Origin of the sequence: Aeromonas eucrenophila (assembly GCF_000819865.1) — a bacterium.
In the GTDB taxonomy this organism is placed as follows: domain Bacteria; phylum Pseudomonadota; class Gammaproteobacteria; order Enterobacterales; family Aeromonadaceae; genus Aeromonas; species Aeromonas eucrenophila.
The window spans coordinates 309,258-321,884 of record NZ_CDDF01000014.1 but is presented as its reverse complement, the minus strand read 5'-3'; the positions used below and the strand labels follow the sequence as shown (position 1 = coordinate 321,884).

Annotated in this window: 13 protein-coding genes and 1 pseudogene; 3 read left to right on the top strand and 11 right to left on the bottom strand. The window is 59.5% G+C overall.

The features are described from left to right. Positions 1-53: 53 nt before the first annotated feature. The 4 genes from deoC to BN1124_RS15000 all read right to left on the bottom strand — a co-directional run bounded on the left by deoC (position 54) and on the right by BN1124_RS15000 (position 3,790). A complete protein-coding gene (deoC, locus tag BN1124_RS15015) occupies positions 54-827 on the bottom strand; it encodes a deoxyribose-phosphate aldolase (protein ID WP_042643228.1) in 774 nt (257 codons plus the stop codon). 392 nt (positions 828-1,219) lie between these two features. Continuing rightward, complete coding sequence (locus tag BN1124_RS15010; RefSeq protein ID WP_033129527.1) at positions 1,220-1,390, bottom strand: XapX domain-containing protein; 171 nt, start codon at positions 1,388-1,390, stop codon at positions 1,220-1,222. Between the two features lie 123 nt (positions 1,391-1,513). Further along, on the bottom strand, positions 1,514-2,788 hold the full coding sequence (locus tag BN1124_RS15005; protein WP_042643225.1) for a NupC/NupG family nucleoside CNT transporter: 1,275 nt from the start codon (positions 2,786-2,788) through the stop codon (positions 1,514-1,516). 213 nt (positions 2,789-3,001) lie between these two features. Next, the gene (locus tag BN1124_RS15000) at positions 3,002-3,790 is read right to left on the bottom strand and encodes a TatD family hydrolase (RefSeq protein ID WP_042643223.1); all 789 of its coding nucleotides are present in this window, start codon (positions 3,788-3,790) and stop codon (positions 3,002-3,004) included. Positions 3,791-3,830: 40 nt separating this feature from the next. Here BN1124_RS15000 and tppF point away from each other — a divergent pair, with 40 nt between their 5' ends. After that, positions 3,831-4,445, top strand: coding sequence for a type IVa pilus pseudopilin TppF (gene tppF, locus BN1124_RS14995; RefSeq protein WP_042643221.1), 615 nt, complete (start codon positions 3,831-3,833; stop codon positions 4,443-4,445). Here tppF and BN1124_RS21595 read toward each other — a convergent pair. The 5 genes and pseudogenes from BN1124_RS21595 to BN1124_RS14975 form a co-directional block, all read right to left on the bottom strand. Next, positions 4,414-4,587, bottom strand: a complete 174-nt coding sequence (locus BN1124_RS21595; RefSeq protein ID WP_197066221.1) for a hypothetical protein — start codon at positions 4,585-4,587, stop codon at positions 4,414-4,416. The two genes, tppF and BN1124_RS21595, sit on opposite strands and share 32 nt — an antisense overlap. Before the next feature lie 72 nt (positions 4,588-4,659). Next, positions 4,660-5,171 (bottom strand): annotated as a pseudogene (locus BN1124_RS14990) (N-acetyltransferase family protein). A 93-nt stretch (positions 5,172-5,264) separates the two neighbouring features. Beyond that, entirely contained in the window at positions 5,265-6,614 is a 1,350-nt protein-coding gene (gene rlmD / locus BN1124_RS14985) for a 23S rRNA (uracil(1939)-C(5))-methyltransferase RlmD (RefSeq protein WP_042643219.1), read from the bottom strand. 254 nt (positions 6,615-6,868) lie between these two features. Further along, entirely contained in the window at positions 6,869-8,296 is a 1,428-nt protein-coding gene (gene amt, locus BN1124_RS14980) for an ammonium transporter (protein ID WP_042643217.1), read from the bottom strand. 503 nt (positions 8,297-8,799) lie between these two features. After that, positions 8,800-9,561, bottom strand: coding sequence for a COG4705 family protein (locus tag BN1124_RS14975; protein ID WP_042643215.1), 762 nt, complete (start codon positions 9,559-9,561; stop codon positions 8,800-8,802). A 335-nt stretch (positions 9,562-9,896) separates the two neighbouring features. On the opposite strand from BN1124_RS14975, the gene BN1124_RS14970 reads away from it, so the two are divergent. Beyond that, a complete protein-coding gene (locus BN1124_RS14970; protein WP_042643213.1) occupies positions 9,897-10,265 on the top strand; it encodes a VOC family protein in 369 nt (122 codons plus the stop codon). Between the two features lie 205 nt (positions 10,266-10,470). On the opposite strand, the gene BN1124_RS14965 is transcribed toward BN1124_RS14970, so the two are convergent. Beyond that, positions 10,471-11,532 (bottom strand): phage integrase, encoded by a 1,062-nt coding sequence (locus tag BN1124_RS14965; protein ID WP_042643211.1) that lies wholly within the window; start codon positions 11,530-11,532, stop codon positions 10,471-10,473. Positions 11,533-11,546: 14 nt separating this feature from the next. Further along, entirely contained in the window at positions 11,547-12,263 is a 717-nt protein-coding gene (locus BN1124_RS14960) for a LexA family transcriptional regulator (RefSeq protein WP_042643209.1), read from the bottom strand. A gap of 147 nt (positions 12,264-12,410) precedes the next feature. Here BN1124_RS14960 and BN1124_RS14955 point away from each other — a divergent pair, with 147 nt between their 5' ends. Further along, on the top strand, positions 12,411-12,626 hold the full coding sequence (locus BN1124_RS14955) for a hypothetical protein (protein ID WP_042643207.1): 216 nt from the start codon (positions 12,411-12,413) through the stop codon (positions 12,624-12,626). Position 12,627: the final 1 nt, after the last annotated feature.

Genomic DNA, 12,627 nt, shown 5'->3' with positions numbered 1-12,627 from the left:
CACGCACGAACACAGACCGAAATAGGGGACGGCATGCCGTCCCCTGCCACCGCTTAGTAACCGCTGGTATTGGCCGGCTTGTCGCCGTGGCCCAGGGTCGCCAGCAGGCTGGCCAGCAGGCTGGAAGCGCCGAAGCGGAAGGTACGGGGGGAAACCCAGTCCTTGCCCAGGATCTCTTCGGCCATGGCGAGGTACTGACCGGCCACGGCCGCGTCCTTCACACCACCGGCAGGCTTGAAGCCCACTTTCGGGTTCTTGGCCTTGATCACTTCCATCATGATGCGGGCCGCTTCCGGGGTCGCGTTCACCGGCACCTTGCCGGTGGAGGTCTTGATGAAGTCGGCACCGGCGTCGATGCTGATCTCGGAGGCGCGACGGATCAGGGCCTCTTCTTTCAGCTCACCGGTCTCGATGATCACCTTCAGCAGGGCTTGAGTACCGCAGGCTTCCTTACAAGCTTTGACCAAATCGAAGCCGACCTGTTCATTGCCCGCCATGAAGGCACGGTAAGGGAATACCACGTCCACCTCGTCGGCACCGTAAGCCACGGCGGCGCGGGTCTCGGCCACGGCGATCTCGATGTCGTCATTGCCGTGGGGGAAGTTGGTCACGGTGGCGATGCGCACGTCGGCGGCGCCGATCTCACGCAGGGTCTTGCGTGCGATGGGGATGAAACGGGGATAGATGCAGACGGCGGCGGTGAGGCCGGCCGGGGACTTGGCCTTGCGGCACAGATCGATGACCTTCTGATCGGTGTCGTCATCGTTCAGGGTGGTCAGGTCCATCAGGTTCAGGGCGCGTTGGGCGGCCAGTTTCAGATCGGTCATGCTATGTCTCCAAAGTCTCGATAAGTCCCGCATACCAGTGATCAGCCTTCGCCGAACCACGCAGGATCGGCAAGAGAAGATCCCGGGTAAAGGGGATATGGAATTACAGCGCAAATGCACAGGCAATACGGCTGCAAATAAGGCAAGAGCCCTGTCACTTTCTTACAAAAGTGCGGACTTGGTTCCATGAAGACTTGAGAAAGGCCGACAACCGCGGACCCGACTTCCCAATCAATTCCATTTGACCGCCAACACCCACTTCATGTGGGTATTAGTCAATGCCAGCACCCTGCTGGCATCGCCTATTTCAGCCGAGATACCCCGTGTTTGCAAGCCGGATTTGCCATTTTCAGAGGTACCTCACATCTGGCAAATCCGGTACTGGAAAGTGCTTAAGAGAAGAAGCGGGTCAGGATCCAGGAGTAGGCAATCCCCCCCAGATACACCCCTACAATCCCCATTACCCCTGACAGCACGGGAGGCGCCGGAATAGGTAATTTGAGGAAAGAAAACAACAAGCCAACGATAAAGCCGGCTGCCATCGCCAGTAGCACTTCATTCATATAACCTCCGATTTGACTCATTTTATTATTAGTCTAGAAACGCAAACGGTTGTCACCGCCTCAAACGCGAACGCCACAGCTTTATGCTGTGGCGTTCGTCTTTACCTGACTGTCAGGCAAATACTACATGGCTGTCAATGCCAGGAAGAAGCCTGCGATGGTGGCAGACATCAGATTGGACAGCGAGCCTGCCAGCACGGCCTTCAGACCGAACCTGGCGATGGTGCCGCGACGGTTTGGCGCCATGGACCCCAGACCACCCAGCAGGATGGCAACGGAGGACAGGTTGGCGAAACCGCACAGGGCGAAGGAGATGATGGCCTTGGTGTGGTCGGACATGGCCACGCCGTTGATCAGCACCTCATCCTTCAGATAGGGGGCGAAGTTCAGGTAAGCCACGAACTCGTTCACCACCAGCTTCTGACCGATGAAGGAACCCGCCACCACGGCTTCGCTCCAGGGCACACCGATGAGGAAGGCCAGCGGGGAGAACAACCAGCCCAGCAGCAGTTCCAGGGAGAGCTGCGGATAACCGAACCAGCCACCCACACCGGCGAAGATGCCGTTGATCATGGCGATCAGACCGATGAAGGCCAGCAGCATGGCGCCCACGTTCAGGGCCAGTTGCAGACCGGCAGAGGCACCGGCGGCGGCGGCATCGATCACGTTGGCCGGCTTGTCGTCCAGCTCGCCATCGGCAGCGCTCTCGTCATAGTTGGGGGTCTCGGTTTCCGGTACCAGCAACTTGGCGAACAACAGACCACCCGGCGCGGCCATGAAGGAGGCGGCGATCAGGTATTCCATCTTGACGCCCATGGAGGCGTAACCGGCCAGCACGGAGCCGGCGACGGAGGCCAGGCCACCACACATGACGGCAAACAGCTCGGAATCGGTCATCTTGCCGATGAAGGGACGCACCACCAGCGGCGCTTCAGTCTGGCCGACGAAGATGTTGGCGGTCGCAGACAGGGATTCGGTACGGGAGGTACCCAGCATCTTTTGCAGGCCACCACCCAGCAGCTTGATCACCCACTGCATGATGCCCAGATAATAGAGAACCGCGATCAGGGAGGAGAAGAAGATGATGACGGGCAGCACGCGGAAGGCGAAGATGAAGCCACCGCCACCGAAGAGTTCAAACATCTTGTTGCTGACCAGTCCACCGAACAGGAATTCGATACCGTTGTGGCCATAACCGATGACGCTGGAAACAGCATCAGATACGCCGACCAGAATATCCCGGCCGACAGGGACGTAGAGCACGAAGGCGCCCAGACCGGCTTGAATGGCAAAGGCACCGCCAACGGTGCGAATTTTAATTGCTTTGCGATTACTGGAGAACAGCACCGCGATAAGGATGAGCGTTACCATCCCTACCAGACCCATTATCAGATTCATTATTAATATTTCCTCTTATGTAGCACCTTCCAGCTTGTTAACGTTTTGTATCTTAAAGCCGTTAATCAAGGGTGCGCATTATACTAATTACGGTGCGACAAAGTAGAATGCTGGTCACATTTTATAAGGCTGAAAAGGGCCGGCCGTCGTTTAATTAGACCGCAAACGATTTTTATGGGTCCTGTTTTTTATCACTGCGATATCAACAGTTAATCAACTGTTAATTTCACGCTCCATGCGCGGGAAGGCCCGCAAAGTGGATTCATGCAACACCGAAATAACATCTTCCAGCGGCTGCTGCCGCAATTCGGCCAAGAGTTGCGCGATCACGGGCAGGCTGGCGGGAGTATTGGGCTCCCCTTGCCGCCCTTGCAGCGGCATGTCGGGGGCATCGGTTTCCAGCAGCAGCGCCTCCAGCGGCATGTCGCGGATCGCCTCCCGGGTCTTGTTGGCCCGCTCGTAGCTGATGACGCCACCTATACCCAGCCTGAAGCCAAGTTGCCAGAACACTTCGGCCTGATGCAGGGAACCGCTGAAGGCGTGGATCACCCCGCCAGCGGCCGGTTTGAAGCGCCGCAGGATCTTGGCGACGGTGTCGTTGGCTCGCACCGAGTGGACGATAAGCGGCAACTCGTGTTCCATCGCCAGCCTTATCTGCGCCTCAAACATCTCGACCTGCCCCTCCTGCGGCACCTGACTGCGCAGATCCAGTCCGCACTCGCCGATGGCCACCAGGCCGCGCGGCCTGCTCGCCAGCAAGGCGTGCAGCCGTGCCAGCACGTCGGGCGCCTGTGCCCCCACATACCAGGGATGGATGCCCAGACCGTAGGCGATGCCGGCATGGCGCTCGGCCAATGAGATCAGGCGAGTCCAGTTTTCCTCTCCCACGGCGGGGATGATATACTTGCCCACTCCCAATTGACGCCACTGGGCCAGCAGCGCCTCCCTATCGGGCTCGAAGACCGGAAAATCGAGGTGGCAGTGGGTATCGATCAGTTGCATATCACGCTTACCTGTTTGTCGTACTTAATGGGTTCATTCCATGTCAAAACGCATTTCTCACGGCTTTACCCTGATAGAGCTGGTGCTGGTCATCATAGTGCTGGGGATCCTGGCGGTCACCGCCCTGCCCCGTTTCATCAACATCAAGGACGATGCCCTCAAGAGCAGCGTGTCGGCGACCGCGGGCAGTTTTTCCAGCGCCGTCCAGCTGGCCCATGCGGGCTGGGCCGTCAAGGTGAGGGGAGAGCCGCTGGCACTCTACAACTTTAGCGGCATGGGCAAGCAGGATCTCGATATCAACAGCCACGGCTGGCCGGTGGGTACCAAGGAGGATCAGGGCGGTCAGGGGCCGGATACCGTCTTCCCGGGGGGCGACAGCGATCAGATCTCCGTCAGCAGCCGGGATGACTGCGAGAGCCTGTTCGGCGGCCTGCTCGACACCGATCAGACCGCTTCCGATGAGCTCCATACCGACTCGGACAGCGACTATATCTCCCGCCTGATCCCCGTCGATGGGCAGGCCGACGGCAAGCTGCGTCACGACAACTGCCGCTATATCTTGCGCGACTCCATCGGCCGCTTGCCCGCTTACCCGAACGGGCTGGGCTTTGACTACAACAGCGTCAGCGGGGCCGTGACTCGCAACTTCCGCTAAGAGGCGGCTCTTCCGCCTTCGCCTCTTGCTCATCCTCGTCATAACGCACCGGCGCGCAGCAGCGCCGGTTCTCGGGAACAAGCCCCCACTCCTGGCACCAGGCATCGTAGCGGGCCAGCCAATTCAGCAACACGCTTTTCATCTTCTGCTCCTTATTGCCAATGCAGGCAACCTGCCTGCCCAGACTACCCGTCGTCACGTCGTAGCGAGCAGGTTATGCGTGACCCGACGGCAACAACAGGCTCATGCTGATCTCGTTCACCTCATCATCACCCAGCCGATAGGCTCGCCGGCGCAGTCCCTCATCAACGAAGCCGCATTTGCGATAGAGACCGTGGGCCACCTCGTTGTGCGCCATTACGCCCAGCTCCAGTCGACTGATGCCATACCCCGGCGCGGCCGCAATCAGGGTTTTCAGCAAGCGCTCACCCCAACCCTGACCCCGTGCACTCTGACGCAGTCCCATCACCACCAAGGCACAGTGCCGGTTGCGCTGCAGGCCCCCCCCATCATCACAGCGAAACCCTGCAGCTCCTGGCCCAGCTCCAGCAGCCAGATCCGCTGGTTCTGACTGCTCTGCATGGCGTCCAAGCGTTGACGCTGGCCCTCGATATCCGATGGCCGCTCCCCCGCCTCGAACAACATGAAGCGGGTCTCCCGATCCAGTTGCTGAAAAAAGTGATCCAGTGCGGCGGCATCTTCCCCCCCTGCCAAACGAATGCTCATCCCTGCTTGCTCCTTCCCCGCCACCTTGTCGCGGCCATAAAAAAACGACTCCATTTGGAGTCGTTTTTATCAGAACCCTGCGGCTATCTCAAATCAGCCCTTGGCAGGCAGGCTCAGGCGGACAACGGCTTCCACGTGCATGGAGTGCGGGAACATGTCTACCGGCTGCACCTCGTCCAGCACGAAGCCTTGCTTGACCAGCCAGGCCAGATCCCGTGCCAGGGTCTGGGGGTTGCAGGAGACATAGACCAGCCGGCGCGGCGCCATGGCCACCAGGGTCTGCAGCACCGCCTTGTCACAGCCCTTGCGGGGCGGATCCATCACCACCACATCGGCGCTCACGCCCTGGGCATACAGCTCGGGCATCAGTTGCTCGGCCTTGCCCACGTGGAATTCGGTGTGCTCTATGCCGTTCAACGCCGCATTGCGGCGGGCGTCGGCGATGGCGCTCTCCACCGATTCGATGCCGACCACCTTGGCCGCCTTGTTCGCCAGGAACAGGGAAATGGTGCCGATACCGCAGTAGATGTCGAATACCGTCTCGCTGCCGGTCAATTCGGCGTAGTCGAGGGCCTTGGAGTAGAGTACGTCGGTCTGGCTCGGGTTGTTCTGGAAGAAGGAGAGCGGGGAGATCTCGAACTCGAGCTCGTGGATCTTGTCGCGGATCACCCCTTCACCCAGCAGCACCCGGTTGCTCGCACCCAGGATCCGGTTGGTGCGCTCGTCGTTGATATTCTGCACCAGAGTGGTGATGGGCAGATCGCTCAGGGCAGCCAGCAGTTCGGCCTCAAACGGCAGGGTCTCGCCCAGGGTCACCAGCACCACCATCAGCTCGCCGCTCTTGAAGCCCTTGCGAGTCATCAGGTTGCGCACGCAACCGCTGTGGTTCACCTCGTCATAGGCCGCGATCTCGTGCGTACGCATCCAGTTGCGCACCCGGGCGTTGAGCTCAACGTGCAGGGAGTCCTGCACCGCGCAGTCATCGGCGGTGATGAGATCATGGGAATGCTTGCGATAGAAGCCGATCTCGGCGCCAGCCTCGGTGCCGCGCACCGCGTATTGCGCCTTGTTGCGATAGGCGAAGGGGCTGTCCATGCCGAAGATGGGATTGACCTGAGTCGTCAGCCCGACCTGCTCCAGCGCGCTCTGCACCAGTGCCTGCTTGAGCTTGAGCTGGGCCGGATAGGCCAGCGGCCGTACCTGGCAGCCACCGCACTCGGTGTTGGGGCAGAAATCGGGAACCCGATCGGCGGAGGGCTGGGTCAGCTCCACCAGCTTGCCATGCAGGTAGTTCGGCTTGACTTCGGTCAGCTCCACCAGGGCCTGCTCACCGGGCAGCAGCCCCTCGACAAACAGGGGGCGATCGAACAGGCGTCCCTTGCCATCCCCTTTGTCGGTCAGTTCCAGAATATCGATCTGATGTTGGTGTCCCACTAACGGCATGAGCGGCTCCGAAGGCATAGATAAAGGATGGAAACAGGGCTAACCCGGCTACCCCGAATAAAGGGTGGCAGAGTTTAGCGGAGATCCGCCCAAAATGCAGGCATAAAACGCCGCCAGAACGAAATAGCGGGGGCGGCCCTGTGGACAGGGGATTGGCGTGAAGGACCCTTTTCAGCGGGCCCTTCATACGGGCCGCCATAAAAAAGCCGCCGGGCAGGGCCGGCGGCAGATTCGTTAACGGGAAGCCGATGGGATCACAGGCTGTAGGCTTTCTCGCCGTGGCTGGTGACATCCAACCCTTCCCGCTCGGCATCTTCCTTCACCCGCAGGCCGATCAGCAGATCCACCAGCTTGTAGGCCACTGCGGAGACCAGGGCGGTCCAGGCCACCGTCACCAGCACGCCGATGATCTGGATCTTCACCTGGGTCAGGATGGAGTAACCCTCGGCCACCTGGTTGGTCACATAGTCCCAGACCCCGGTACCGCCCAGATCCGGGCTGGCGAAGACCCCGGTCAGTACGGCGCCCAGGATCCCGCACACCCCGTGCAGACCGAACACGTCCAGGCTGTCATCGGCCCCCAGCAGGCGCTTGAGACCGTGCACTCCCCACAGACCGGCCACACCGCTCAGCAGGCCGATGATGAGGGCACCACCGACACCGACGAAACCGGCGGCCGGCGTGATGGCCACCAGACCCGCTACCGCACCGGAGACGGCGCCCAGCAGGGAGGGACGACCCTTCATCAGCCACTCGGCGAAGGTCCAGGCCAGCGCGGCGGCGGCCGGGGCTACCCAGGTGTTGATCAACGCCAGGGCGGCGGTGCCGTTTGCTTCCAGTGCGGAGCCGGCGTTGAAGCCGAACCAGCCGAACCAGAGCAGGGCTGCGCCTATCATGGTCATGGTCAGGCTATGGGGGGTCATGGGATCACGACCGTAACCCACCCGTTTGCCCGCCATGAAGGCACCCACCAGACCGGCGACCGCCGCGTTGATGTGCACCACAGTGCCGCCGGCAAAGTCGAGGGCGCCGTGCTGGAACAGGTAACCGGCGGTGGCACCGGCAGCTTCGGCCGCAGCAGCGTCTGTATAGGCATCCGGACCTGCCCAGTACCACACCATGTGCGCCATCGGGATGTAGGCGAAGGTGAACCAGATCACCGCGAACAGCAGCACGGCGGAAAACTTCATCCGCTCGGCGAAGCCGCCGACGATGAGGCCGCAGGTGATGGCCGCGAAGGCGCCCTGGAACACCACGAAGATGAACTCGCTGATCCCCACACCCTTGCTGAAGGTGGCACCAATAGACTCAGGCGTGACGCCCATCAGCAGCACCTTGTCGAAGGATCCGTAGAAGGCGCCTCCCTCGGTGAAGGCCAGCGAGTAGCCATAGACCACCCAGAGCACTGTGATGAGGCAGAACAGGGTGAACACCTGCATCAATACGCTCAACATGTTCTTGGCGCGCACCAGGCCGCCGTAGAACAGGGCCAGTCCCGGGATGGACATCAGGATCACCAGGGTGGCCGCCACCATCAACCAGGTGTTGTCGCCCTTGTTGATGGTCACGGCCGCGGCCGCCTGCACCACATCAGCCTGTGCGGCCACTTCTTCAGCCCAACCGGGGGCGGCCATGGTGGCAGTCAGCGCCAGCAGGCCAGTCATTACGAGTCTCTTGAACATACAGCCCTCTCCTTGTCGTCCCGGCACCCGGCCGGGTCCATTTCCTGATATGAATGTCAAACTTGGCTATTTACCCGGATCATCAAATCAATATTGCCCCACCCTAACCCTCGGTATGACCCCGCAGGGATCATCATGGCGACATGACTGGTTTAAAGCATAAAGCAGGCCAAAAAATATAATCCTTATTTTTCAGTATCTTGATGTGGTCGCTATGTGGCTACGCACCATGATGGCGCAGTCTGGCCACAAACAGGATCAGGATCGCACTTCGGCTGTGCAGCGAGGATGGGGCGCACCAAGATGAGACAAGAGAGGGCAATCGAGGAAGGGATGGCGGTGATAGCGATGGGCAGAAGCCAGTGAACAGGGCAAGCCTGTGGCTCCGGCCTCGCGGCAGAAAAGCAGGATAAAGGGATGCGGAGGGCAGAAAGAAGGGGAAGCCGGATCTGCGCTTCCCCACCGGGATACCGGGCCGTTCGGCCCGGCCTCATTGGTCCTGTCTACGCGGCCTGTCGCCTCAGGGTCAGGTAGCCTACCAAGAGGAGGATCAGCACGAAGAAGACCTCGCTGACGGTCGTCACCCCATACCCCAGCCCGCCGTGCTTGACGGACTGCGACAGCAGATCCCCCACCGAAGCCCCCAGCGGCCGGGTCAGCACATAGGCGATCCAGAAGCTGAGCACCGTATTCATCCTGAAGACCCTATGGGCCACGGCCGTCAGCGCGATCAGGCCGCCAAACAGCAGGGTCGCATTGAGATAGCCGATATCCATCCCCTCCGACACCCAGTCACCGGCCGCCGTGCCGAGGGCAAAGGTGACCAGGATGGCGAGCCAGTAGAACTTCTCCCGCTTGAGGGTATTTATAGAATTAATGGAAAGGGTGCCTTCATGACGAAACCAAATGGCAAAGGTGACCAGCAGCAGCAGGGTAAAAACGCTGGTCGAGAGCCAGAGCGGGATCCCGACCTGATCGGTCAGGTTGTCGGTCAGCAAGGTGCCGAAGATGCTGACCAGTACCACCGCCAGCCAGTAGCGCCAGGGCTCATAGCGCACCGCCTTGATCTGCTGGGCGAGCACAATGACCAGCAGAACCCCCATCAAGGCCGACGTCAGGGTCAGCCCCAGATGCTGGTTGAAGATCAGATAATCCGCCGCGGTTTCACCGACAGTGGTGGACATCATCTTGATGATCCAGAAGATCAAAGTCACTTCCGGCACCTTGTTGGCCATGGTGGTCAAAAAATCGGATCGATGTTGCATGCTGCCTCCCGAGATACCCTCTGGTATGGGCAGACTATGGGCAGGGAAACTTAACCGCGTGTTAAGGGCGTGCGCGGGAAACCTGTGCCGAGCCCGCAGGCGTGACGGTCTGCGAGCCGCCCCGTGCCGGTGACAAGCGTCCGGCACAATCGGGCCCATCCCCCCTGCACCGCCACATGAGGGGCGTCATCACGCCGGATCTGGCTGACGTCCCGCCGTCCGGGTAATACTGGCGCGGCTATGCCCCTTAACCCTGTACCTGTACCTGTACCTGTACCTGTACCTGTACCTGTACCTGTACCTGTACCTGTACCTGTACCCACCACGAGGATCCCATGACCAATCTCAAGGTAACTGAAATCAAGGCCTTCGTGCCCGCCCGCGACTTCGCGCTCTCCAGGCAGTTCTATCAGGATCTGGGGTTCACCCTGGCTTCCGATGGCGGCGGCGTGGCCTACTTCCACTTCGGCGAGGTGAGCTTCTTGCTGCAGGACTACTGCCATGACGCCCTGGCCGAGCACTTCATGATGCACATACTGGTGGAGGACGTGGCAGCCTGGTGGGCCCACGTGAATGGGAGCGGCGTCGCCGCCCGCTACGGCGTCAGGGTGACCGAGATAGTCAGCCAGCCGTGGCGCATGAAGGACTTCTGTCTCTATGACCCGTCCGGTGTGCTGTGGCGCATCGCGCAGAACATCGACTAGGCCTGCGACGCGAAAAAAAGTGCGACGCGCTGCAAAACAAAAGGCCATCCGCGAGGATGGCCTTTTGTCACTGAATCTGAATGGTGCCGGGGTCGGACTCGAACCGACACGTCTTTCAACGGCGGATTTTGAAACCGATGGATACCATTATAAATAAATAAGTTACTGATTTATAAAGAATGGAAAAGTTCAATATCGCGCTTTATCACTCAATATAGAGCGGCTCGATGGACTGTTTATGGACATCTTTCAGGGCAGTGATGGGATTTAGCCGCACCGCATCTTCCAGGTGATCGGGGGCAAAGTGGGCATAGCGCATCGTCATCTTGATGTCGGTGTGGCCGAGGATTCGCTGCAGCACTAGGATGTTTCCGCCGTTCATCATGAAGTGACTCGCGAAGGTGTGGCGCAGAACGTGGGTGCTCTGCCCTGCTGGTAGTTTGATGTGTGCTCGCCTGATGGCTTTCTCGAACTCGGCATAGCAATCTCTGAACAGGCGGCCGGTGTGCTTGGGCAACATGGCCAGCAACCAGGGCGCTACTGGCACCGTCCGGTTTCGTTTGCCCTTTGTCTTTGTGAAGGTGATCCGGCCCATACCGATCTGGGAACGACTGACCTTCTCAATTTCAGACCAGCGCGCCCCGGTGGACAGGCACAGCATCACAATCAGCCACAGATCCCGCTGCTCCTTGCAGACGTCCAGCATCTGCTCGATTTCATCCTGGGAAAGGTAGGCCAGCTCACTCTCCTGAACCTTGTACTGCCGCAGATCGGCAAGCGGGTTGCCACCGTGCCAGACCCCGAGGCGGGCCAGCTCGTTGAATACCGCCTGCAGATAGAGCTGCTCGCGGTTGATGGTGGTCGGCGTTACCTGCCGGCGCTGCCCTGGAACAAAGAGGTCACCGGCCAGACGCCGCTCGCGGTATGCCGAAAACATCTCGGAGGTGAACTCGCTGGCAACCGGGTTTTCCAACGCCTCACACAACCACACCAACTTGTCCCGCCGCCGTTCGCCATCGGCCAACGTCTGCCCATGCCTCCCAAACCAGAGATGAACCAGGTCCAGCAATCGCTGGCCACTATGCCCTTGCTCAGGATCGGGTTCAGCCTCTTTCAGCCACGGCTTGTTCATCAGCTGATGCCGTTCCCACGCCAGCGCCTCCCCCTTGGTCATAAAGGATTTGCGCAGACGGGGACCGTTCACCCCATCAGGGCGGACGTCTGCCCGCCAAGGCTTGGCTTGCCCCTCTATCTTTTTGACAGTCACCGCCCACCCTCAACTTAAAACTTCTTGCCGGCCCAGACTACACGACCAACCAGATCCAGCTCGGCCAGTTCGGCTTTGCTCAGGTCACGGGATTTGTACAAGGGGTTGTCGGAGATGATGCGCACTCCACCCAGGTCGAATTGCAGGCGCTTTACGAACAGGCCGCCATCGAGGCGCAGCACATAGAGGCCATCGCGGGGCGCTTCCCCATTCTTCAGGCGAACCAGGATCACATCACCATCGTTAATGGTCGGCTCCATGCTGTCGCCCTTGGCGCGGATGACCGCCATCTTGGCCGGGTCAAACCCCTCACGGCGCAGCCAGTCAGAACGGAATGCCATTGGCTCGGCCAGCGGCTCATCATTGATATTGCTGCCATGGCCTGCACTGGCAAACACCTGATAAGCGGGGATCGTGGTGAACTCGTCGGTCAAGTGAAAGCCTTGAACATCAGAGGCGGACGCAATAGGCAGATTTGTTCGCGGGCTGCTAGCCGCTTCACCGATACCAAACACCAGCCAATCAAAGGTGACTCCTCCTGCTCGCGCCAAGTTTAAAGCTCGATCAATAGGGGGAATGGTTCCTTCGTACAAATAGCGCTTGAGGCCGCTATCGCTCATGTCAGCTCGTCGAGCAAAAGCGCGCAGTGGCTCATTGCCTATCACCTTATTGAGTCGTTCTGAGAAGGATGATTGATCAAAATCAACCTTTAAAGCTTTCTCCGTAGTCATAAAGCACCTTATAGAACTTTATTGAACGATTAATGCTCCTTCGGCTTGACCATGTAGCTTTTTAGATCAACAATTCGCTTTGTGAGATTGAATTGAAGCTTTAGAGCTATATCGAGCCGTATTGAGCAACGTTTAAGGGGATCTATCATGTCAGAGATTGCACTCAAGATCGACACACCGGTCAAAACCATCGAGCGCTATAGCGCAGACACCGGCATTCCTGTTGGCACAGTAAAGAAGATGATTTCCAGCGGTGAGCTGCAGATCATGCCGAAACCAGGCCCCAAGCACCGCGTCCTGATCAACATGGTCGCGCTGTACCACAAAGCCGCCACAGCCGCATACCTGCCTGCAATCTCCTGAT

Bases quoted from the DNA above. Each gene is read 5' to 3' on its own strand.
- deoC (WP_042643228.1), bottom strand. From the start codon at position 827: ATGACCGATCTGAAACTGGCCGCCCAACGCGCCCTGAACCTGATGGAC.
- BN1124_RS15010 (WP_033129527.1), bottom strand. From the start codon at position 1,390: ATGAATGAAGTGCTACTGGCGATGGCAGCCGGCTTTATCGTTGGCTTG.
- BN1124_RS15005 (WP_042643225.1), bottom strand. From the start codon at position 2,788: ATGAATCTGATAATGGGTCTGGTAGGGATGGTAACGCTCATCCTTATC.
- BN1124_RS15000 (WP_042643223.1), bottom strand. From the start codon at position 3,790: ATGCAACTGATCGATACCCACTGCCACCTCGATTTTCCGGTCTTCGAG.
- tppF (WP_042643221.1), top strand. From the start codon at position 3,831: ATGTCAAAACGCATTTCTCACGGCTTTACCCTGATAGAGCTGGTGCTG.
- BN1124_RS21595 (WP_197066221.1), bottom strand. From the start codon at position 4,587: ATGAAAAGCGTGTTGCTGAATTGGCTGGCCCGCTACGATGCCTGGTGC.
- rlmD (WP_042643219.1), bottom strand. From the start codon at position 6,614: ATGCCGTTAGTGGGACACCAACATCAGATCGATATTCTGGAACTGACC.
- amt (WP_042643217.1), bottom strand. From the start codon at position 8,296: ATGTTCAAGAGACTCGTAATGACTGGCCTGCTGGCGCTGACTGCCACC.
- BN1124_RS14975 (WP_042643215.1), bottom strand. From the start codon at position 9,561: ATGCAACATCGATCCGATTTTTTGACCACCATGGCCAACAAGGTGCCG.
- BN1124_RS14970 (WP_042643213.1), top strand. From the start codon at position 9,897: ATGACCAATCTCAAGGTAACTGAAATCAAGGCCTTCGTGCCCGCCCGC.
- BN1124_RS14960 (WP_042643209.1), bottom strand. From the start codon at position 12,263: ATGACTACGGAGAAAGCTTTAAAGGTTGATTTTGATCAATCATCCTTC.
- BN1124_RS14955 (WP_042643207.1), top strand. From the start codon at position 12,411: ATGTCAGAGATTGCACTCAAGATCGACACACCGGTCAAAACCATCGAG.